The sequence below is a fragment of the Klebsiella variicola genome, assembly GCF_000828055.2.
Classification (GTDB): Bacteria; Pseudomonadota; Gammaproteobacteria; order Enterobacterales; family Enterobacteriaceae; genus Klebsiella; species Klebsiella variicola.
Genome location: NZ_CP010523.2, coordinates 2,057,447 through 2,077,655 on the forward strand (window position 1 = coordinate 2,057,447; position 20,209 = coordinate 2,077,655).

Genomic DNA, 20,209 nt, shown 5'->3' on the forward strand with positions numbered 1-20,209 from the left:
ATACATAAGTGAGGACAGGATATGAGTACGACTGAGAGCATTGCATCCAGCCAGACAAGCCTTTCGTCCTGGCGTAAATCTGACACCACCTGGACCCTGGGCCTGTTTGGCACCGCTATCGGCGCCGGGGTGCTGTTTTTCCCTATTCGCGCTGGCTTCGGCGGGCTGATCCCGATCCTGGTGATGCTGGTGCTGGCCTATCCCATCGCCTTTTATTGCCATCGGGCGCTGGCCCGGCTATGCCTGTCGGGGGCTAACCCCTCCGGCAATATCACCGAAACGGTGGAAGAGCATTTTGGCAAAACCGGCGGGGTGGTGATCACCTTTCTGTACTTCTTCGCCATTTGCCCGCTGCTGTGGATTTATGGCGTCACGATCACCAATACCTTTATGACCTTCTGGGAGAACCAGCTGCAGATGCCGGCCCTCAACCGCGGGGTGGTGGCGCTGCTCCTGCTGCTGCTGATGGCGTTTGTCATCTGGTTTGGTAAAGACCTGATGGTCAAGGTGATGAGCTATCTGGTGTGGCCGTTTATCGCCAGCCTGGTGGTGATCTCCCTGTCCCTGATCCCTTACTGGAATAGCGCGGTGATTGACCAGGTCAACCTCAGCGATATCGCCTTAACCGGTCACGACGGCATTCTGGTGACGGTATGGCTGGGCATCTCCATCATGGTGTTCTCCTTTAACTTCTCGCCGATCGTCTCCTCATTTGTGGTCTCCAAACGCGAAGAGTATGAAGCGCAGTTTGGCCGGGAGTATACCGAACGCAAATGCTCACAGATCATCTCCCGGGCCAGCATGCTGATGGTGGCGGTGGTGATGTTCTTCGCCTTCAGCTGCCTGTTTACCCTCTCGCCGCAGAACATGGCGGACGCCAAGGCGCAAAATATCCCGGTGCTCTCCTATCTGGCGAACCACTTTGCCTCGATGTCGGGCACCAAATCCACGTTTGCCACCCTGCTGGAGTATGGCGCGTCGATCATCGCCCTGGTGGCCATCTTCAAATCGTTCTTCGGCCACTATCTCGGCACCCTCGAGGGGCTGAACGGTCTGATCCTGCGCTTCGGCTATAAAGGGGATAAAACCCGGGTCTCCAGCGGCAAGCTCAATACCCTGAGCATGGTGTTCATCATGGGCTCGACCTGGGTGGTGGCGTATGCCAACCCCAATATCCTCGACCTGATTGAGGCCATGGGCGCGCCGATTATCGCCTCGCTGCTGTGCCTGCTGCCGATGTACGCCATTCGTAAAGCGCCTTCGCTGGCCAAATACCGTGGACGTCTCGATAACCTCTTTGTGACCGCCATTGGTCTGCTGACCATCCTCAACATCGTTTACAAACTGTTCTAATCCGGCTCAGGCCACGCGGAGTACAACATGACTGAATTTCCGGTAGTACTGGTGATCAACTGCGGCTCGTCGTCGATCAAATTTTCCGTCCTGGACGCCGCCAGCTGCGACTGCCTGCTGAACGGCGTGGCCGAGGGCATCAACGCGGAACGGGCGTTTCTCTCGCTCAACGGCGGCGAGCCGGTGGCGCTGGCGCAGCGCGGCTATGAAGGCGCCCTGCAGGCGATTGCCGGAGCATTAGCCCAACGCGACCTTATCGACAGCGTGGCCCTGATTGGCCACCGCGTTGCCCACGGCGGCGACCTCTTCACCGAGTCGGTCATTATTAGCGAGGAGGTTATCAATAACATTCGCCAGGTATCATCCCTGGCCCCGCTGCATAACTACGCCAGTCTCAGCGGCATCGCCTCGGCGCAGCGGCTGTTCCCGCAAGTGATGCAGGTGGCGGTCTTTGATACCAGCTTTCACCAGACCCTGGCCCCGGAAGCCTTTCTCTATGGTCTGCCGTGGGAGTATTACCAGAACCTCGGGGTACGCCGCTACGGTTTCCACGGTACCTCGCACCGCTATGTGTCCCGGCGCGCCCTGGCGCTGCTCGGGTTGCCGGAGCAGGAGAGCGGCCTGGTGATCGCCCACCTGGGCAATGGCGCCTCGATCTGCGCGGTGCGCAACGGCCGCAGCGTGGACACCTCGATGGGAATGACGCCGCTGGAGGGGCTGATGATGGGCACCCGCAGCGGCGATGTCGACTTCGGCGCCATGGCGTGGATTGCCGGGGAAACCCGGCAGACCCTCAGCGACCTGGAGCGGGTGGCCAACACCGCCTCCGGCCTGCTGGGGATCTCCGGCCTTTCCTCCGACCTGCGGGTGCTGGAGCAGGCGTGGCATGAGGGTCATGCCCGCGCCCGCCTGGCGATTAAAACCTTTGTCCATCGCATCGCCCGTCATATTGCCGGTCACGCCGCCGCGCTGCAGCGTCTCGACGGCATTATTTTCACCGGCGGGATTGGCGAGAACTCGGTGCTGATCCGTCGGCTGGTGAGCGAGCGGCTGGCGGTCTTTGGCCTTGAGATGGACGTCGCCCGCAACCAGCAGCCGAATTCGGCCGGCGAGCGCCTGATCTCCGCCGACGTCAGCCGGGTGCGCTGCGCGGTTATTCCTACCAATGAAGAGCGCATGATTGCCCTCGATGCGATCCGCTTAGGTCGGATCCACACGGCGGCGGCGCTGGCCTGACTTTTTATTCTGTAGAGAGACGATGTTCATGAAAGTAGATATCGATACCCAGGATGTACGATACGCCGAGGCCTGGCAGGGCTTTCGCGGTACGGCGTGGCAAACGCAGATCGACGTCCGCGACTTTATTCAGCATAACTACACCCCTTACGAGGGCGATGAGTCTTTCCTCGCCGACGCGACGCCAGCGACCACCGCCCTCTGGGAGCAGGTGATGGCCGGGATCCGCGTCGAGAACGCCACCCATGCGCCGGTGGATTTCGACACCAATGTCGCCACCTCCATCACCGCCCACGCGGCGGGCTATATCAACCAGCCGCTGGAAAAGATCGTCGGCCTGCAAACGGACCAGCCGCTGAAGCGCGCCCTGCATCCTTTTGGCGGCATCAATATGATCAAAAGCGCCTTCGAGGCCTATGGCCGCGAAATGGATCCCGCCTTTGAGTATCAGTTTACGGCGCTGCGCAAGACCCACAATCAGGGGGTATTTGACGTCTATTCCCCGGATATGCTGCGCTGTCGCAAGTCGGGGGTGCTGACCGGGCTGCCGGACGGCTATGGCCGCGGACGGATCATCGGCGATTACCGCCGCGTCGCGCTGTACGGCATCCGCTATCTGGTTCGCGAACGTGAGCTGCAGTTTGCCGACCTGCAGCCAGCCCTTGAGCGCGGCGAGGCGCTGGAGGCCACCCTGCGCCTGCGCGAAGAGCTGGCCGAACAGCGGCGCGCGCTGCAGCAGATGCAGGAGATGGCGGCCCGCTACGGCTGCGATATCGCCCACCCGGCGCGCACTGCCCGGGAGGCGGTGCAGTGGCTGTACTTCGCCTACCTGGCGGCGGTGAAGTCGCAGAACGGCGGCGCCATGTCGCTGGGGCGCACGGCCACCTTCCTCGACATCTATATCGAACGCGATCTGCGGGCGGGTCGGCTCAATGAACAGCAGGCCCAGGAGCTCATTGACCACTTCATCATGAAGATCCGCATGGTGCGTTTCCTGCGCACCCCGGAATTTGACACGCTGTTCTCCGGGGATCCCATCTGGGCGACGGAGGTGCTGGGCGGTATGGGGCTGGATGGCCGCACCCTGGTCAGTAAAACCACCTTCCGTTACCTGCATACCCTGCACACCATGGGGCCGGCGCCGGAGCCGAACCTGACCGTGCTCTGGTCGCAGGCGCTGCCGGTGGCGTTTAAAAAATATGCCGCCCGGGTCTCTATCGCCACCTCGTCGCTGCAGTATGAGAACGACGATCTGATGCGCAGCGATTTTCACAGCGACGACTACGCCATCGCCTGCTGCGTCAGCCCGATGGTGATCGGCAAGCAGATGCAGTTCTTCGGCGCCCGCGCCAATCTCGCCAAAACGCTGCTCTACGCGATTAACGGCGGGGTGGATGAGAAACTGAAGATCCAGGTGGGGCCGAAAACCGACCCTCTGCGTGATGAGGTGCTGGACTATGACACCGTGATGGCGAGCCTCGACCACTTTATGGACTGGCTGGCGGTGCAGTACATCAGCGCGCTGAACATCATCCATTGTATGCATGATAAGTACAGCTACGAGGCGGCGCTGATGGCGCTGCACGACCGCGACGTTTACCGCACGATGGCCTGCGGCATCGCCGGCCTGTCGGTGGCGGCGGATTCGCTGTCGGCGATAAAGTACGCCCGGGTGAAGCCGGTGCGCGATCACCACGGGCTGGCGGTGGACTTTGTCATTGAAGGCGACTATCCGCAGTACGGCAACAACGACGATCGGGTCGATGCCATCGCCTGCGACCTGGTGGAGCGCTTTATGCGCAAAATTCAGGCGCTCCCCACCTGGCGTCAGGCGGTGCCGACCCAGTCGATCCTGACCATCACCTCCAACGTGGTGTACGGGCAGAAAACCGGCAACACGCCGGACGGACGTCGGGCGGGGACGCCGTTCGCCCCGGGGGCCAATCCGATGCATGGCCGCGACCGCAAAGGGGCGGTGGCGTCGCTGACTTCGGTGGCGAAACTGCCGTTTACCTACGCCAAAGATGGCATCTCGTATACCTTCTCCATCGTGCCGGCGGCTCTCGGCAAAGCCCCGTCGGCGCAGGAAAACAACCTGGTGGGGCTGCTGGACGGCTACTTCCACCACGAGGAGACGGTGGAGGGGGGACAGCATCTTAACGTCAATGTGCTGAACCGGGAAAAGCTGCTCGATGCGATAGAACACCCGGAGCAGTATCCGAATCTGACGATCCGCGTCTCCGGCTATGCGGTCCGCTTTAACGCGCTGACCCGCGAGCAGCAGCAGGATGTGATCTCCCGAACGTTCACCAGTCAACTCTGAGCGGCCGCCAGGCCACAGGAGAGCCTTTAACGGGCTCTCCTGTTATCATCTTCACATTACCGCAACAAAATAATCACCACTGTTGATCATATTCGCATTTTTGCACCACGCTGGCGCGCAGCGACCGCTAACTGCATCTATGTTTAGCTCACGGGCCGGTACGGATACCGCGTTGTCCGGCTCGCCACGTGATGGCAACCGATCTCCTGACCTGAAAGGGAATGCGCCCTTGCCGGATGCGGCACGGGTTGCCGTCGCGTGCGCACTGACCGGGGCGTCCGCTCTCCGGCGCGACCTCTCTACCTGGCGGGATTTTTGCTTCTTCCACCCTGGCCGTCCTGGCGCTGCGCCTGCGTCGGCACCACACGGTAAGTGATATTTTCTGCGTCATTCCATGACGCCAGGCTTTACATCGCTGAGGAATATCCGAATGGCTTTGAAACTGAAAACAATGACGCTTCATGTTGTGATAGCAGGTTGTATGAGCATGGCCTTTTACGCCCAGGCAGACGTGAAGATCGGCGTCGCCGGGCCCTTTACCGGACCCAACGCCACCTACGGCGCCCAGTACTGGAAAGGGGCTTCACAGGCGGTGGCCGATATCAATGCCGCCGGCGGTATCAAAGGCGAAAAGATTGTGCTGGTGCAGGGGGATGACGCGTGCGAACCGAAGCAGGCGGTGGCGGTGGCCAACCGGCTGGTGGATGAAGCGAAAGTCTCCGCCGTGGTGGGGCACTTTTGCTCTTCCTCAACGATGCCGGCTTCCGAGGTATATGACGAAGCTGGGATCCTGACCATTACCCCCGGCTCGACCAACCCGCAGATCACCGAGCGCGGCATGAAGGACCTTTTCCGCATGTGTGGTCGTGACGATCAGCAGGGGGCGATTGCCGCCAACTATATGCTGGACGTGCTGAAGGCGAAGAAAATTGCCGTCATCCACGATAAAGACACCTATGGTCAGGGGCTGGCCGATGCCACCCGCGCGGCGCTGGCGAAGCGGGGCACCAAAGAAGTGTTGTACGAAGGCCTCTCCCGCGGTGAAAAAGACTTTAACGCCCTGGTGACCAAGATCGGCGCCCTCAAGCCGGACGTGGTCTACTTTGGCGGCTGTCATCCGGAAGCGGGCCCGCTGGTGCGTCAGATGCGCGAGCAGGGGGTGCAGGCTAAATTCTTCTCCGGCGACTGTATCGTCACCGAGGAGCTGGTGACGGCCGCCGGCGGGCCGCAGTTCACCAACGGCGTGCTGATGACCTTTGGTCAGGATCCACGCACTCTCCCGGAAGGCAAAGCGGTGATCGAGAAGTTCCGCGCCAGCGGCTTTGAACCAGAAGGCTATACCCTCTACGCCTACGCCTCCATTCAGGCCATTGCCGCGGCCTGGAACGCCGTGGGTACCGATAACGCCAAAGCCAGCGACTGGCTGAAGAGCCACGATGTCGAGACGGTAATGGGCAAGAAAGCCTGGGATGGCAAAGGCGACCTCAAGGTGTCCGACTACGTGGTCTATCAGTGGGACGACAAGGGCAAATATCATCAGCTCTGATCGGCCACGACCTGAGGACGCTCTGTCCTTTTGACTTGCGAATCGTCACACGGCGGTCGACCGGGAACGGAACCCGGCGGCCGTCTGCCTGGCGGCTGGAGGGGCTATGACGGCGTTTTTTCTGCAACAACTGATCAATGGGCTGACGCTGGGCGCAGTGTACGGCTTAATCGCCATCGGCTACACCATGGTGTATGGGATCATCGGCATGATCAACTTCGCCCACGGCGAGGTGTATATGGTCTCCGCCTATCTGTGCGCCATCGGCCTGGCGCTGCTCTCTTTCTTCGGGATCCACTCCTTTCCGCTGCTGATTTTCGCCACCCTGGTGTTCACCATCGTGGTCACTGGCGTATACGGCTGGGCGATCGAGCGCATCGCCTACCGGCCGCTGCGCAACTCGACGCGACTGGCGCCGCTGATCTCGGCTATCGGGATGTCGCTGATCCTGCAGAACTATGTCCAGCTGAGCCAGGGGCCGAACCAGCAGGGGATCCCGACGCTGCTCAGCGGCGCGCTGCGCATGACGGTGGGCGATGGGGTGGTGCAGATCACCTGGACCAAGGTGTTTATTCTCGTCGCGGCGCTGGTGGGGATGCTGACCCTGACCTGGATTATCCAGTACACCCGGCTGGGGCGCATCTGTCGCGCTACCCAGCAGGACCGGCGTATGGCGGCGATCCTTGGCATCAATACCGACCGGGTGATCTCCCTGGTGTTTGTCATCGGCGCGGCGATGGCCGGTCTGGCCGGCGTGCTGGTGACCATGAACTACGGCACCTTCGACTTCTATATCGGATTTATTATCGGCATCAAAGCCTTCACCGCCGCGGTGCTGGGCGGGATCGGCTCGCTGCCTGGCGCGATGCTAGGCGGACTGCTGCTCGGGGTGGCCGAAGCCCAGTTCGCCGGGCTGGTGAATTCGGATTACAAAGATGTCTTTTCCTTTGCGCTGCTGGTGGCGATCCTGATTTTTCGCCCGCAGGGGCTGCTGGGACGTCCGCTGGTGGCCAAGGTCTAAGGAGGCTTTATGGGTGAATTTACGCGCCAGCCTGCGCGGGATATCAAAAGCGCGCTGATCGACAGCGTGCTGGCCGGTCTTTGCGCGTTAATTGTCTTTGGCCCGATCGTCGGCGTGGTGCTCAAAGGGTATGGTTTTACCCTCGCGCCCGCGCGGGTGGCGATCCTCGTGGCGGTGGTGATGGCCGGCAGGCTGGCGCTCAGCCTGCTGCTGCAGAGCCGTCGGGGAAAAGCCTTTATTGCCCGCTTTGAGGGGGCGGATGACGGGGTGTACGTCCGGCCGCCGGGATACCGCTCGCGGCTGCGCTGGATAATGCCGCTGCTGGCGGTCCTGGCCATTGCCTTTCCATTTCTCGCCAGCAAATACCTGCTGACCGTGGCGATCCTCGGCCTGATCTACGTTCTGCTCGGCCTGGGGCTGAACATTGTGGTGGGCCTCGCGGGCCTGCTCGATCTGGGCTATGTGGCGTTCTACGCCATCGGCGCCTACGGCCTGGCGCTGGGCTACCAGTACCTGGGCCTCGGCTTCTGGGCGATGCTGCCGCTGGGGGCGGTGATGGCGGCCCTCGCCGGGGCGTTGCTGGGCTTTCCGGTGCTGCGCATGCATGGCGACTACCTGGCCATCGTCACCCTCGGCTTTGGCGAAATCATTCGCCTGGTGCTTAACAACTGGGTGAGCTTCACCGGGGGGCCCAACGGCGTACCGGTGCCGTCGCCCACGCTGTTTGGCCTCGAGTTTACCCGCCGGGCCAGGGATGGCGGCATCCCCATCCATGAGTTTTTCCACGTCAGCTACAACCCCAACCTGAAATTCATCTTTCTCTACGCCGTGCTGTGCCTGGTGGTGATGCTGGTGCTGCTGGTGAAACATCGTCTGACGCGGATGCCCATCGGCCGCGCCTGGGAGGCGCTGCGCGAGGATGAGATCGCCTGTCGGGCGATGGGGCTCAACCACGTGCTGGTGAAGCTCTCGGCGTTTATGCTCGGCGCGTCGACCGCCGGCATCGCCGGGGTGTTCTTCGCCAGCTATCAGGGGTTTGTTAACCCGACGTCGTTCACCTTTTTTGAGTCGGCGCTGATCCTGGCGATTGTGGTGCTCGGGGGAATGGGCTCCACCCTGGGAGTGGTGCTGGCGGCGTTTGTCCTGACGGTCACCCCGGAGCTGCTGCGCGGTTTTGACGAATATCGGGTGCTGCTGTTCGGCGTGCTGATGGTGGTGATGATGATCTGGCGGCCGCGCGGCCTGGTGCGCACCAGCCGCAGCGGGGTTGCGTTGCGAAAAGGAGTCGCGCCATGACCGACAGCATCTTACGCGTTGAGCATCTGATGATGCATTTCGGCGGCATCAAAGCGCTGAATGATGTCAATCTGGAGGTGGAGCGGGGGTCGATCACCGCCCTGATCGGCCCCAACGGCGCGGGCAAGACCACGGTGTTTAACTGCCTGACCGGTTTTTACCGGGCGACGGGGGGGAGCATCGTGCTGCGGGCGCGGGAAAAGGTTACCGATGTCATTCAGGTGCTGGGGCAGAAGCTTCACCCGGACGATTTTCTCCACCCGGCGCAGCTGGGGCGGCGGATCTATTACAAGATGTTCGGTGGCACCCATCTGGTGAACCGCGCTGGCCTGGCGCGCACCTTCCAGAATATACGTTTATTCCGCGAGATGTCGGTGATTGAGAACCTGCTGGTGGCCCAGCATACCCAGGTTAACCGCCATCTGCTGGCCGGGATCCTCAATACTCGTGGGTATCGGCAGGCGGAGAGTCAGGCGCTGGATCGCGCTTTTTACTGGCTGGAGGTGGTGGAGATGGTGGACTGCGCCAACCGTCTGGCGGGGACCCTCTCCTATGGACAGCAGCGGCGGCTGGAGATCGCCCGCGCCATGTGTACCCGCCCGGAGATGATCTGTCTGGACGAGCCGGCCGCCGGTCTCAACCCGGTGGAAACCCAGGCGCTGAGCCGGATTATTCGCTTTCTGCGCCAGCAGCACGGCATCACGGTACTACTGATCGAGCATGATATGGGGATGGTGATGGAGATTTCGGATCATATTATCGTCCTCGATCACGGGGACGTCATCGCCCGCGGCGCGCCGCAGGCGATCCAGGCCAACGCCAGCGTGATTGCCGCCTATCTTGGCGCTGAGGAAGAGGAGACGCGCCGATGAGCCAGCCATTGCTTGCCTTTAATGAGGTGGATGTCTTCTACGGGCCGATCCAGGCCCTGAAGCAGGTCTCCCTCACCGTCAACGAGGGAGAGACGGTGGCGCTGATCGGCGCCAACGGCGCCGGTAAATCAACGCTGCTGATGTCGGTCTTCGGCCAGCCGCGCATTGCCGGCGGGGAGATTTTCTATCGCGGGGAGGCGATCAGCCGGAAATCGACCCACTTTATCGCCAGTAACGGCATCGCCCAGGCCCCGGAAGGGCGGCGCATCTTTCCCGATATGACCGTCGAGGAGAACCTGCTGATGGGGACCATTGCCATTGGCAACCGCTATCAGGCCGAAGACAAGGCGCGGATGTATCAGCTGTTCCCCCGGCTGGAAGAACGGCGGGGACAGCGGGCGATGACCCTCTCCGGCGGCGAGCAGCAGATGCTGGCCATCGCCCGGGCGCTGATGAGCCGACCGCGCCTGCTGCTGCTGGATGAGCCAAGCCTGGGGCTGGCGCCGCTGGTGGTGAAGCAGATTTTTCAGATCCTGCGCGAGCTGACGGCCCAGGGGATGACGCTGTTTCTGGTGGAGCAGAATGCCCGCCATGCCCTTAACCTGTCGGACCGCGCCTATGTGATGGTGAACGGCCAGATCCGCCTGAGCGGCAGCGGCCAGGCGCTGCTCAACGACCCGGAGGTGCGTAAGGCATATCTGGGGATCAGCGGCTGAGGGGGTTATTCCCGCGGTTCGTTACGGGTTTTAATGTGCTGCCAGAAACGTTCGGCGGCCTGGTTAAGCCGCGAGCCGGAGCGGTAGAGCCAGGCGCCGATCGGCAGCGACAGGCGGTCATCGAGGATCGTCAGTCGGCCTTCGTCCAGCTCGCGCTGAATAGAGTATTGCGGCAGCCAGCCCACGCCGTCGCCATTGAGGATCATGCGCTTGAGCAACTCGCTCATGGAAGAGACAAACGTAAGGGAGAAGGTGATCTCCGGCGTACGGTCGATCACCTGGTTCACCTGGCGCCCCATATAGCTGTCGTTGGCGTATTTCATCAGCGGCAGCACGCCGCGATGTAAATGAAACAGCGGGCGGCCATGTTCGTCGCAGGGGGAGACCAGGTGCAGGTAAGAATCAAAAATTTTATGATTAATAAACGGATAGTTCATTAATTCTTCATTATAGAAGGAGAGGATAAAATCGCTTTTTCCCTCTTTCAGGTTAAATACGGCGTCGTTGACGTTAATCGATTCAACATGAAAAGTCTTATTTTTACGGTCGGTGTAACCGGCGATGATTTCCGGCAGTAATAACACCGACAGCGAAGGGGCCGCGTCGATTCTTATTTTCTGGGTCGTGTTATTTAAACCCTTAATACGACTGATCTGAAAATCCATGTCATCGAGCATATTTCGCGCATAGCCGACAAAAATTTTCCCGCGGTTGGTCAATTGCAGGGGGTTGGCGCTACGATCGAAGATGCTGAATCCGAGGGAGGCCTCCAGCGACTGGATGCGTCGACTGAACGAGGACTGAGAGATGTTGCGGGCTTTGGCCGCCAGGGTAAAGCTGCGCGACTCCTCAAGGGCAATCACATCATACAGCCATTTTACTTCCAGATTTGCCAACACCGATCCAGTCCTCAAAAACGCAATAAAGGCTATGCAATTTTAGCATAGCGCATAGAAACTATGCAATTAACATAATTATCGACAGGTGTTAACATTTTTTGGAAAGTTGAGATTTATGAATGCATATCGGCGACCCTACATGAGCACGATATGAAATCGCGACTCACGGTTATTTATTGCTTTATTTTATTGTCCAGGACTTATCTTATTAAATCGCCGGCGACGATGACGAAAGCAATGAATAACCCAGGCCTCTTACCTTAAATAGTTTGTCAGGAGTTCCATGTCACAACAAATTGAATCAGTTAAAATGGCTCTGCAGGAGCTGGGGATTAATGCAAGCGGCGAATTCTTTTACAACCCTGATTACGATTTGCTTATTGCACATGAAACCGCTCCTGAACTGACCGGCGCGGCCCGCGGCGTGATGACCGAGTCTGGGGCTGTGGCTGTTGATACCGGGATCTTCACCGGCCGTTCACCGCGCGATAAATACATCGTCCGCGACGAACAGACGCGTGATACCGTCTGGTGGGCAGACTCAGGCCTCGGCCGCAATGACAACAAACCGTTATCGCCAGACGTGTGGCGCAGCCTGAAAAGCCTGGTCGCGGGCCAGCTGAGCGGCAAAAAACTGTACGTCATCGACGCCTGGTGCGGCGCCAGCCCGGACACCCGTCTTGGCGTACGCTTCGTCACCGAGGTGGCGTGGCAGGCCCACTTTGTCAAAAACATGTTTATCGTGCCGAGCGCCGACGAGCTGGCCAGCTTTACGCCAGACTTCGTGGTGCTCAACGGCGCAGGCTGCACCAATGCCAACTGGCAGGCGCAGGGGATGAACTCCGAGAACTTCGTCGCCTTTAATCTCAGCGAGCGTATTCAGCTCATCGGCGGCACCTGGTACGGCGGCGAAATGAAGAAAGGGCTGTTCTCGGTCATGAACTACCTGCTGCCGCAGAAAGGCATCGCGTCGATGCACTGCTCGGCCAACCGTGGCGAAGCAGGGGACGTGGCGCTGTTCTTCGGCCTCTCCGGGACCGGCAAAACCACCCTGTCGACCGATCCGCATCGTCAGCTGATTGGCGATGACGAGCACGGCTGGGACGATGACGGCGTGTTTAACTTTGAAGGCGGCTGCTACGCCAAGACCATCAATCTCGACCCGCAGGCGGAGCCGGAGATTTATGGCGCCATCCGCCGCAATGCGCTGCTGGAAAACGTGGTGGTGCGCGCTGACGGCAGCGTGGATTATGCCGACGGCAGCAAAACCGAAAACACCCGCGTCTCCTATCCGCTGTCGCATATCGACAATATCGTCAAGCCGGTGTCCCGTGCGGGCCATCCGTCGAAGGTGATTTTCCTTGCCGCCGACGCGTTTGGCGTCCTGCCGCCGGTCTCCCGTCTGACCACCGAGCAGATGCAGTACCATTTCCTGTCGGGTTTCACCTCGAAGCTGGCGGGTACCGAGCGCGGCATTACCCAGCCGACGCCGACCTTCTCCGCCTGCTATGGCGCGGCGTTCCTGCTGCTTCACCCAACCCAGTACGCCAGCGTCCTGGCGGCGAAGATGGCGGAATCCGGTGCGGAAGCCTGGCTGGTCAACACCGGCTGGAACGGCGAGGGCAAACGCCTGTCGCTGCGCGATACCCGCAGCATCATTAGCGCGATCCTCAACGGCACTACCGGCCCGCTGCGCGATGAGACCATCCCGGTGTTCGGTCTTGCGATCCCGCAGAGCATTCCAGGGGTAGACAGCGCGGTGCTGGATCCGCGTAATGGCTGGAGCTCAGCGGATAAGTGGCAGGAGAAGGCCGAGAGCCTGGCTCAGCTGTTTATGGATAACTTTAAGCAGTACAGCGATACCGAAGCGGGCGCGCGTCTGGCGCTGGCCGGTCCGCAGCTGCAGAATAGCGCGGTCGAAGCCTGATCCGCGGCCAGCAGGTCGACGCCTTGCGCCGACCTGCTGGCGAGCCGCTTTACTCCGCAAAGGCCCGCAGCGCATCGCCCGTGAGGCGATAACGCACCCACTCATCCTGCGGCTGCGCGCCAATGCTCAGATAGAAATCAATCGCCGGCTGGTTCCAGTCGAGCACGCTCCACTCCAGACGCCCGCACTGACGCTGTACAGCATATTGCGCGATGGTTTTCAGCAGCGCTTTTCCGGCGCCTATCCCGCGAAAGTCGGGGGTGACGTACAGATCCTCCATATAGATACCATTGCGTCCAAGCCAGGTGGAATAGCTGGTGAAGAACACCGCGTAGCCCACCGCTTTGCCCGCCACCTCGCAGATCAGCGCTTCGGTTTTGCTGCCGCTGGCAAACAGCGTCTCTCTGATCTCCTCTGCCGTCGTCACCACCTCTTCAGGGGCTTTCTCGTAGACCGCGAGTTCATAAATCATGTCGTAAATAGCGGTGGCGTCGTCCGGGGTGGCCTGGCGGATCGTGATGCTCATGGGGCGTCCTGTATCAATAGTCAAAAGAGAGCAAAATTGCTGACCCTGAGGATAAGCGGTATTGTGAAAAGAATTAAGTGCAATGAAATCAGCAAACGATGAATATTATGCATCCTGTCCTGCGCCGGATTGACCTCAACCTGCTGCCAGTCTTTGACGCGGTCTATCGCTCCCGCTCGGTGCGCCTGGCGGCGGAAGAGCTGGCAATGAGCACCTCGGCGCTGAGCCATGCGCTTTCCCGGCTGCGCAGCGCCCTCAACGATCCGCTGTTCTATCGCGAAGGGCATCGGATGTGCCCCAGCGTCTATGCCAGCCAGCTGGCGCCCTCTATTGCTTCGGCGCTGAAGTTTCTCAACCAGGAGCTGACGCCGCCGGCGGCGTTTGTGCCGGCCGCCAGCACCGACTGCATGCAGATTGCGATCACCGATTTCACCGCGTTCTGCGTCTTTCCGACGCTGATGCACCACCTGCAGCGTGAGGCGCCCGGGCTGCGGTTTGAACTCCGTTATCTGCCCCACAGCCCGGCGCTGACCGAGCTGCTGGCGGGCGAGGTCGACCTGGCCCTCGGGTTCAATACCCCTGACGAGCCAGCCCATCCCGATCTTGAGGAGATTAACTGGCTGCGGGACGAATATGTGGTCATCAGCCAGGCCGACCGGACGGCGCTGACCCTGGACGCCTACCTTGCTGCCCGTCATCTGGTGGTGACCCCGTGGAATGAGCAGCAGGGGGTGCTGGACTGTGAGCTGGAGCGGCAGGGCTATTCGCGGCAGGTGGCGATGAAAACCCCCTCGATGCTGAGCGCGCCCTTCATTATTGAGCAGAGCGACCTGTTGATGGCGCTGCCCCGGCGAGCGGCGGAGACGATGGCCCGCGCCGCCCGGCTGACCATTTTCCCGCTGCCGTTTCCGGTTCCGCCGTTTGACGTCAAGATTTACGCCCACCAACGCAGCGGGAAACGCGAAGCTACCCGCTGGCTGATCGCTCTGTTGCAGACGCTGGTGGGGGAGTCTGCCGCTTCCGCTTCCTGACGCGCTTTGCGGCCGGCAGCGTGTATCCTCACCTAAGGCCAGGGTTTTTATGCCGTCAACCCGCGGCGACGTACCCTGGCCTCGGTCACAAAACGGAAAACTGACTTTTTCGCCGTCACCCGCGGCGTGGTTAGCGCGGGATGTGTTAAATGATTGTATGTAAAAGTAATGTTAATTAGTTAAATGTTATTCATGCGTAAAATGCATTAATGGATGCGTTTATTACGCTTATTTCGTTCCCGGTTCTGTTTCAGTCTTCAGCAACAGGCGCGCGACAACGCGTGGATAACAAACTGGAGACCTGCATGCATTCGACAACCTCACTGATGAGTACCCGTGACCGGATCGGCGCCATCCTGCGCGTCACTTCCGGTAACTTTCTCGAACAGTTCGACTTTTTCCTGTTCGGGTTTTATGCCACCTACATCGCACATACCTTTTTTCCGGCGAGCAGTGAATTCGCCTCGCTGATGATGACCTTCGCGGTCTTTGGCGCCGGCTTTTTGATGCGCCCCATCGGCGCTATCGTGCTTGGCGCCTACATCGACAAGGTGGGGCGGCGCAAGGGGCTGATCGTCACCCTGTCGATCATGGCCACCGGCACCTTTCTGATCGTGCTGATCCCCTCTTACCAGACCATTGGCCTGTGGGCACCGCTGCTGGTGCTGATCGGCCGTCTGCTGCAGGGCTTTTCCGCTGGCGCCGAGCTGGGCGGGGTGTCGGTCTATCTGGCCGAGATCGCCACGCCGGGCCGCAAAGGCTTTTACACCAGCTGGCAGTCGGGTAGTCAGCAGGTTGCCATCATGGTGGCGGCCGCGATGGGCTTTGCCCTCAACGCGGTGCTGGAGCAGAGCGCCATCAGCGACTGGGGCTGGCGCATTCCGTTCGTCTTCGGCTGCCTGATCGTTCCGTTCATTTTCATCCTGCGCCGTAAGCTGGAGGAGACCCAGGAGTTTACCGCCCGCCGCCATCATCTGGCGATGCGCCAGGTGTTCGCCACGCTGCTGGCGAACTGGCAGGTGGTTATCGCCGGGATGATGATGGTGGCGATGACCACCACCGCGTTCTACCTGATCACCGTCTATGCGCCGACCTTTGGTAAAAAGGTGCTGATGCTCAGCGCCTCTGACAGCCTGCTGGTTACGCTGCTGGTGGCGATTTCCAACTTCTTCTGGCTGCCGGTGGGCGGGGCGCTGTCTGACCGCTTTGGCCGCCGGCCGGTGCTGATTGCCATGACCCTGCTGGCGCTGGCTACCGCCTGGCCTGCACTGACCCTGCTGGCGAACGCGCCGAGCTTTTTGATGATGCTGAGCGTGCTGCTGTGGCTGTCGTTTATCTACGGCATGTACAACGGGGCGATGATCCCGGCGCTGACCGAAATTATGCCTGCCGAAGTGCGCGTGGCAGGTTTCTCGCTGGCCTACAGCCTGGCGACGGCGGTATTTGGCGGCTTCACGCCGGTGATTTCCACGGCGCTGATCGAGTATACCGGTGATAAAGCGTCTCCCGGCTACTGGATGAGCTTTGCCGCCATCTGCGGCCTGCTGGCCACTTGCTACCTCTATCGCCGTAGCGCCGTTGCGCTGCAGACGGCACGTTAATCAAGGAGAAGATGATGCGTAAAACGACAGGAACACTGCTGGCCACGCTGCTGCTGGCCGCCACCGGCGGCAGCGCGCTGGCCGCAGAGGTCACCGTGATGATCTCCGGCGGCTTCAAAGCGGCGCTGGAAAAGCTGGCCCCGGCGTGGGAAAAACAAACTGGCAACCACCTCGTGGTGATCCCCGGCCCGTCGATGGGGAAAACGCCGCAGGCGATCCCTAACCGCCTGGCGCGGGGCGAACACGCGGACGTGGTGATTATGGTCGGGGATGCGCTAACCAGCCTCGAAAAAGCGGGCCGTACGCAACCGGGTTCGCGTCGGGAGCTGGCCGACTCGCCGATCGGCGTGGTGGTGAAGGCGGGGGCGCCGCTGCCGGCTATCCATAGCGCAGACCAGCTGCGGGCGACGCTGCTGGCGGCGCCGTCGGTCGCGTACTCCGACAGCGCCAGCGGACGCTATGTTAGCTCGACGCTGTTCCACACCCTGGGCATTGATGACGCGATGCAGAGCAAAGCGCAGATGGTGGAGCGCATTCCGGTAGCCTCGGAAGTGGCGAAGGGACGGTATGCGATCGGTTTTCAGCAGGTGAGCGAACTGCTGCCGGTACCCGGCGTGACCTTCGTTGGCGAACTGCCGGATAACCTGCAGTACATCACCCGCTTTGCCGGGGCGGTGACTATCAGCGCCGACCACCCGCAGGAAGGCAAGGCGCTGCTGGCGTATCTGGCCTCACCGGCGGCGCAGGAGACCATCCACGCCACCGGCATGCGAAGCGTGGCCGCCACCACGCCGGTCAGCCAGAAGGATACTGTTCAATAATCAGCTTCTCCAGCTCTGCCGCCACGTAGGACTGAATACGGCCGCTGAGGCGGATCAGGCCTACCGTGCGCGTGACCACCGGGTCAGTGAGCGGCACAGCGCGGAGAACGGAATGCTCCCCGGCGGGCATCGACATCGCGGGCACGGCGGCAATGCCGATGCCCGCTTCCACCATCCCCAGCATCGTGGTGACGTGGCGGGTTTCGCAGATACTTGGCCGCGCCGGCGTCAGATGCGCCAGCTCCCGGTCGAGCAGCGTCCGGTTGCCCGAGACCCGATCCAGGCCAATATAATCCTGTTCAAAATACGCCTGCCAGCTGAGGTGCGTCTTGCGCGCCAGCGGATGATCGTACCGACAGGCGGCCACATAGCGGTCGTCGGCAAGAGGCGTGAATTCGAGACTGGCTGGCAGGTTTTTGGCAAAACAGAGGCCAAAGTCAGCCTGTCCGCTGCTGACGGCCTCGATCACATTCCCGACGCTGCTGTCAATCAACCGGATGCGCACCTGGGGATAACGCGCCTGAAAGCTGCGGATGATTTCCGGCATAAAGTAGTAGGCGGCGGAGGGCACCGTCGCCACCGTCACCAGCCCGGTGCGCGCCTTGCTGACCTGGCTGATATCCGCCAGCACCGTCTCGACATGGGCCAGCAGTTGCTCCGAACGTTCGGCAAAATTTTGCCCATACAGCGTGAGGGTCACCCGCCGGGTGGTACGTTCGAACAGCCGGTTGCCCAGCGCCGTCTCCAGCTTTTCGATGCGTCGGCTAAGGGCCGACTGCGACAGGCAGATGGATTCAGCGGCCAGCCGAAAACTGCCATATTCCATCAGGGCGCGAAAGGCGTAGAGATCGTTGAAGTCAAAATTCACGGGCATGGCGGCGGCATCCTTATCGGCTGTCTGGCGCCATCGCCCCGTCCGGCGAGGGGCGATGGCGGGTAGTCTATCGGGCAGGTCTTCGGGCGCGCGGGAAACCGCGCGCCGGGGCTTACACCTTAAGCAGTTTTACCGTGGCATCGATATCGATTTCGTCTTCCGAGAAGATCAGGGTTGTCCCCTGAAAGGTGGTGATCGCCAGCTTTTTCACCGAACGCATCTCTCCCGGCTGCACTGTGGATTTTGGCCGGATGCTGTTCATCAGCAGCCCGACCGACAGCACCGCGTTTTCTTTATCGACGCGGGTCTCGACCGGCTCCTCCTCATGGTACACCACATAGGATTTGATGGAGGTCAGCTTCAGCCGCTCGCCGGCGATATAGATATATTTGCTCTCCGGAATGACCTTCACCGCGTAGGCCGACAGCCCTTTATTGTTGGTGGTAGGTTCGAAAGTCACCGCCGCGTCTTTCTTGATAAGATCAGGATTGGCGACCTTAATCACGTGAAAATAACGATTTTCGCCGTTTTCATCTTTGATAAATCCAAAACCTTTATCTTTAAACCACGTTGTGATTGTTCCGTTCATCGCCATTACCGTTCTTACTCGTTGGTTAACTCAAATTTTGCAGCGCGCAGTGTAAAGCACATTGCCTGTGCAGGCCATGCCTTTGCGATAAGTGTGGGTGATAAATGACGCCGCCGCGAGGGCGGATTGTGCGCCAGCATCGTGCCGGCGGCCAAAATGGGGTACTATCGCCAGCCACTCCTACTTCGGGCCGCCTGATGTCCACCATTATCGATACCTTTGTCGCGCCGCCGTGCCGCGAACAGATCACCCTCTTGTATCAGGACGAACACCTGCTGTTGATCAATAAACCCGCCGGGCTGCTGAGCCTGTCGGGCAAAGATCCGCGCAACCTTGACTCCGTGCATCACCGGCTGGTTCAGCGCTTTCCGGGCTGCACCCTGGTGCACCGCCTGGACTTCGGTACCTCCGGTCTGATGGTGGTGGCCCGCAACAAGGGCATTAACGCCTTGCTGTGCCAGCAGTTCAGCCAGCGCACGGTGGACAAGATCTATACGGCGCTGTTGTGCGGCCATCTGGCGGAAGATGAGGGGATAGTGGAGGCGGCGATCGCCAAAGATCCGGCCCGTTTCCCGCGCATGTCATTGTGCGCCCGGCACGGCAAACCGGCGCGTTCGCGCTATCGGGTCATTGACCGCCTGTATCAGTCACGGGAAGGAGAGAGGGCGCTGGCGTTGACTCGAGTGGCGCTCACCCCGGAGACCGGGCGCACCCATCAGCTGCGCATCCACTGCCAGCTGCTGGGCTATCCGATCCTTGGCTGCGATTTGTACGGTGGCCGGGAGCTGCCCGGCACGGAACAGGCTCCGCGGCTGATGCTGCACGCCAGCGAACTGCGCTTTGTCCACCCCGTCAGCCATGAGCCGATGCATATCCAGCAGGCGAGCCCGTTCTGATCGCCCGCGGCGAGAAAGCCCGGGGTTACCACATCAGATCGTCGGGCACCTTAAAGTCGGCATACGGATCGTCTTCATCCTGCTCATCCTGACTCAGGGCGCTGTGCAACACGATGCTGCTGGCGTCGCGCTGGGCGATTTTCTCGGCCACCACCGCCGGAATAATCGCGTATTCACCTTCGGGCTTGTTATCCACCGCCAGGCGGGCAATCGCCAGACGGCCGTTAATCAGCTGGGTCTGGGTGAGCTTGTCGACCATGATTTTTTTGATCAGATTATTATCGGTGAAGTTAAAGCCGATATCGCCCCGGGCGACCGTAATGCGGTTCATCTCGATCAGCTGCTTCACCTGGGCTTTATACTCTTTCGCCAGCACCGCCTGCTTTTGCTGCTCGCTGAGCTGCTTATCGCGCTCCAGCTGAGCTTTTTTATTTTCTTCCACCGCTTCCCGGGCCTCACGGGCCTGAACGCGGGATTTTTTCGCCGTCCTCTGGACTTTAGCCATTTTTTTGCTGCTGACCAGGCCGGCTTTGAGCATCTGCTCTTGTAAGGTGAGTTTTGTCATCTGCGTGTCTGAAACTGAGGAAACATCTGCCAAGTATACCTGCATTGGCCGAAACGACGCCAGACTACCCACCGTTCGTTACCCCGATTAGCCTGCCAGCCCCCCGCCGAAGCCGCG

At 60.5% G+C, this 20,209-nt stretch carries 19 protein-coding genes; 13 read left to right on the plus strand and 6 right to left on the minus strand.

Translation table 11 applies throughout. The annotated features are described in order from the left end of the window. Nucleotides 1-21: 21 nt before the first annotated feature. From tdcC to pflB, 3 genes are read left to right on the plus strand one after another with little or no spacing between them, the layout of a single operon-like run. Nucleotides 22-1,353, plus strand: a complete 1,332-nt coding sequence (tdcC, locus tag SP68_RS09645) for a threonine/serine transporter TdcC (RefSeq protein ID WP_004200322.1) — start codon at nt 22-24, stop codon at nt 1,351-1,353. A 27-nt stretch (nt 1,354-1,380) separates the two neighbouring features. Continuing rightward, a complete protein-coding gene (gene tdcD / locus SP68_RS09650) occupies nt 1,381-2,589 on the plus strand; it encodes a propionate kinase (RefSeq protein ID WP_022065993.1) in 1,209 nt (402 codons plus the stop codon). Between the two features lie 28 nt (nt 2,590-2,617). Further along, the gene (gene pflB, locus SP68_RS09655; protein WP_012541300.1) at nt 2,618-4,912 is read left to right on the plus strand and encodes a formate C-acetyltransferase; all 2,295 of its coding nucleotides are present in this window, start codon (nt 2,618-2,620) and stop codon (nt 4,910-4,912) included. Nucleotides 4,913-4,963: 51 nt separating this feature from the next. Here the strand turns inward: pflB and SP68_RS28240 are convergent, their stop codons facing one another. Next, nucleotides 4,964-5,110: a hypothetical protein gene (locus SP68_RS28240; RefSeq protein WP_004225356.1), complete on the minus strand. Its 147-nt coding sequence runs from the start codon at nt 5,108-5,110 to the stop codon at nt 4,964-4,966. 289 nt (nt 5,111-5,399) lie between these two features. Here SP68_RS28240 and SP68_RS09660 point away from each other — a divergent pair, with 289 nt between their 5' ends. The 5 genes from SP68_RS09660 (at nt 5,400) to SP68_RS09680 (ending at nt 10,363) form a co-directional block, all read left to right on the plus strand. Next, the gene (locus SP68_RS09660) at nt 5,400-6,458 is read left to right on the plus strand and encodes a branched-chain amino acid ABC transporter substrate-binding protein (protein WP_162493310.1); all 1,059 of its coding nucleotides are present in this window, start codon (nt 5,400-5,402) and stop codon (nt 6,456-6,458) included. 106 nt (nt 6,459-6,564) lie between these two features. After that, nucleotides 6,565-7,479, plus strand: coding sequence for an ABC transporter permease subunit (locus SP68_RS09665; RefSeq protein WP_008804338.1), 915 nt, complete (start codon nt 6,565-6,567; stop codon nt 7,477-7,479). Between the two features lie 9 nt (nt 7,480-7,488). Continuing rightward, nucleotides 7,489-8,775, plus strand: coding sequence for a high-affinity branched-chain amino acid ABC transporter permease LivM (livM, locus tag SP68_RS09670; protein ID WP_012967797.1), 1,287 nt, complete (start codon nt 7,489-7,491; stop codon nt 8,773-8,775). Beyond that, a complete protein-coding gene (locus tag SP68_RS09675; protein WP_004148803.1) occupies nt 8,772-9,647 on the plus strand; it encodes an ABC transporter ATP-binding protein in 876 nt (291 codons plus the stop codon). The genes livM and SP68_RS09675 overlap by 4 nt, the downstream gene beginning before the upstream one ends. Then, nucleotides 9,644-10,363 carry an ABC transporter ATP-binding protein gene (locus SP68_RS09680; RefSeq protein WP_008804341.1) on the plus strand — a complete coding sequence of 240 codons (720 nt, stop codon included), beginning with the start codon at nt 9,644-9,646 and terminating at the stop codon, nt 10,361-10,363. Before SP68_RS09675 ends, SP68_RS09680 begins: the two co-directional genes overlap by 4 nt. A 5-nt stretch (nt 10,364-10,368) precedes the next feature. Here SP68_RS09680 and SP68_RS09685 read toward each other — a convergent pair whose 3' ends face one another. Continuing rightward, a complete protein-coding gene (locus tag SP68_RS09685) occupies nt 10,369-11,262 on the minus strand; it encodes a LysR substrate-binding domain-containing protein (protein WP_008804342.1) in 894 nt (297 codons plus the stop codon). A 283-nt stretch (nt 11,263-11,545) separates the two neighbouring features. On the opposite strand from SP68_RS09685, the gene pckA reads away from it, so the two are divergent. Next, nucleotides 11,546-13,189: a phosphoenolpyruvate carboxykinase (ATP) gene (gene pckA / locus SP68_RS09690; protein ID WP_044614093.1), complete on the plus strand. Its 1,644-nt coding sequence runs from the start codon at nt 11,546-11,548 to the stop codon at nt 13,187-13,189. A 49-nt stretch (nt 13,190-13,238) separates the two neighbouring features. Here the strand turns inward: pckA and SP68_RS09695 are convergent, their stop codons facing one another. After that, nucleotides 13,239-13,715 carry a GNAT family N-acetyltransferase gene (locus SP68_RS09695; protein WP_012541306.1) on the minus strand — a complete coding sequence of 159 codons (477 nt, stop codon included), beginning with the start codon at nt 13,713-13,715 and terminating at the stop codon, nt 13,239-13,241. A gap of 98 nt (nt 13,716-13,813) precedes the next feature. On the opposite strand from SP68_RS09695, the gene SP68_RS09700 reads away from it, so the two are divergent. From SP68_RS09700 to SP68_RS09710, 3 genes are all read left to right on the plus strand, one after another. Further along, on the plus strand, nt 13,814-14,746 hold the full coding sequence (locus SP68_RS09700) for a LysR family transcriptional regulator (RefSeq protein WP_012541307.1): 933 nt from the start codon (nt 13,814-13,816) through the stop codon (nt 14,744-14,746). Nucleotides 14,747-15,051: 305 nt separating this feature from the next. Then, nucleotides 15,052-16,347 carry an MFS transporter gene (gene tcuC / locus SP68_RS09705; RefSeq protein WP_032432118.1) on the plus strand — a complete coding sequence of 432 codons (1,296 nt, stop codon included), beginning with the start codon at nt 15,052-15,054 and terminating at the stop codon, nt 16,345-16,347. Nucleotides 16,348-16,358: 11 nt separating this feature from the next. Continuing rightward, complete coding sequence (locus SP68_RS09710; protein WP_008804347.1) at nt 16,359-17,168, plus strand: substrate-binding domain-containing protein; 810 nt, start codon at nt 16,359-16,361, stop codon at nt 17,166-17,168. Here the strand turns inward: SP68_RS09710 and psrA are convergent. After that, nucleotides 17,143-18,042, minus strand: a complete 900-nt coding sequence (psrA, locus tag SP68_RS09715; protein ID WP_008804348.1) for an L-proline-binding transcription factor PsrA — start codon at nt 18,040-18,042, stop codon at nt 17,143-17,145. The two genes, SP68_RS09710 and psrA, sit on opposite strands and share 26 nt — an antisense overlap. A gap of 112 nt (nt 18,043-18,154) precedes the next feature. Then, nucleotides 18,155-18,637 (minus strand): cold-shock protein, encoded by a 483-nt coding sequence (locus tag SP68_RS09720; protein WP_012541308.1) that lies wholly within the window; start codon nt 18,635-18,637, stop codon nt 18,155-18,157. Between the two features lie 191 nt (nt 18,638-18,828). On the opposite strand from SP68_RS09720, the gene SP68_RS09725 reads away from it, so the two are divergent. Then, complete coding sequence (locus SP68_RS09725) at nt 18,829-19,527, plus strand: RluA family pseudouridine synthase (protein ID WP_040968649.1); 699 nt, start codon at nt 18,829-18,831, stop codon at nt 19,525-19,527. Nucleotides 19,528-19,552: 25 nt separating this feature from the next. On the opposite strand, the gene SP68_RS09730 is transcribed toward SP68_RS09725, so the two are convergent. Next, complete coding sequence (locus SP68_RS09730; RefSeq protein ID WP_040968648.1) at nt 19,553-20,092, minus strand: DUF2058 domain-containing protein; 540 nt, start codon at nt 20,090-20,092, stop codon at nt 19,553-19,555. Nucleotides 20,093-20,209: the final 117 nt, after the last annotated feature.

Coding starts and splice junctions, on each gene's coding strand:
- tdcC (WP_004200322.1), top strand. CDS start 22: ATGAGTACGACTGAGAGCATTGCATCCAGCCAGACAAGCCTTTCGTCC.
- tdcD (WP_022065993.1), top strand. CDS start 1,381: ATGACTGAATTTCCGGTAGTACTGGTGATCAACTGCGGCTCGTCGTCG.
- pflB (WP_012541300.1), top strand. CDS start 2,618: ATGAAAGTAGATATCGATACCCAGGATGTACGATACGCCGAGGCCTGG.
- SP68_RS09660 (WP_162493310.1), top strand. CDS start 5,400: ATGGCCTTTTACGCCCAGGCAGACGTGAAGATCGGCGTCGCCGGGCCC.
- SP68_RS09665 (WP_008804338.1), top strand. CDS start 6,565: ATGACGGCGTTTTTTCTGCAACAACTGATCAATGGGCTGACGCTGGGC.
- livM (WP_012967797.1), top strand. CDS start 7,489: ATGGGTGAATTTACGCGCCAGCCTGCGCGGGATATCAAAAGCGCGCTG.
- SP68_RS09675 (WP_004148803.1), top strand. CDS start 8,772: ATGACCGACAGCATCTTACGCGTTGAGCATCTGATGATGCATTTCGGC.
- SP68_RS09680 (WP_008804341.1), top strand. CDS start 9,644: ATGAGCCAGCCATTGCTTGCCTTTAATGAGGTGGATGTCTTCTACGGG.
- pckA (WP_044614093.1), top strand. CDS start 11,546: ATGTCACAACAAATTGAATCAGTTAAAATGGCTCTGCAGGAGCTGGGG.
- SP68_RS09695 (WP_012541306.1), bottom strand. CDS start 13,715: ATGAGCATCACGATCCGCCAGGCCACCCCGGACGACGCCACCGCTATT.
- SP68_RS09700 (WP_012541307.1), top strand. CDS start 13,814: ATGAATATTATGCATCCTGTCCTGCGCCGGATTGACCTCAACCTGCTG.
- tcuC (WP_032432118.1), top strand. CDS start 15,052: ATGCATTCGACAACCTCACTGATGAGTACCCGTGACCGGATCGGCGCC.
- SP68_RS09710 (WP_008804347.1), top strand. CDS start 16,359: ATGATGCGTAAAACGACAGGAACACTGCTGGCCACGCTGCTGCTGGCC.
- psrA (WP_008804348.1), bottom strand. CDS start 18,042: ATGCCCGTGAATTTTGACTTCAACGATCTCTACGCCTTTCGCGCCCTG.
- SP68_RS09720 (WP_012541308.1), bottom strand. CDS start 18,637: ATGGCGATGAACGGAACAATCACAACGTGGTTTAAAGATAAAGGTTTT.
- SP68_RS09725 (WP_040968649.1), top strand. CDS start 18,829: ATGTCCACCATTATCGATACCTTTGTCGCGCCGCCGTGCCGCGAACAG.
- SP68_RS09730 (WP_040968648.1), bottom strand. CDS start 20,092: ATGACAAAACTCACCTTACAAGAGCAGATGCTCAAAGCCGGCCTGGTC.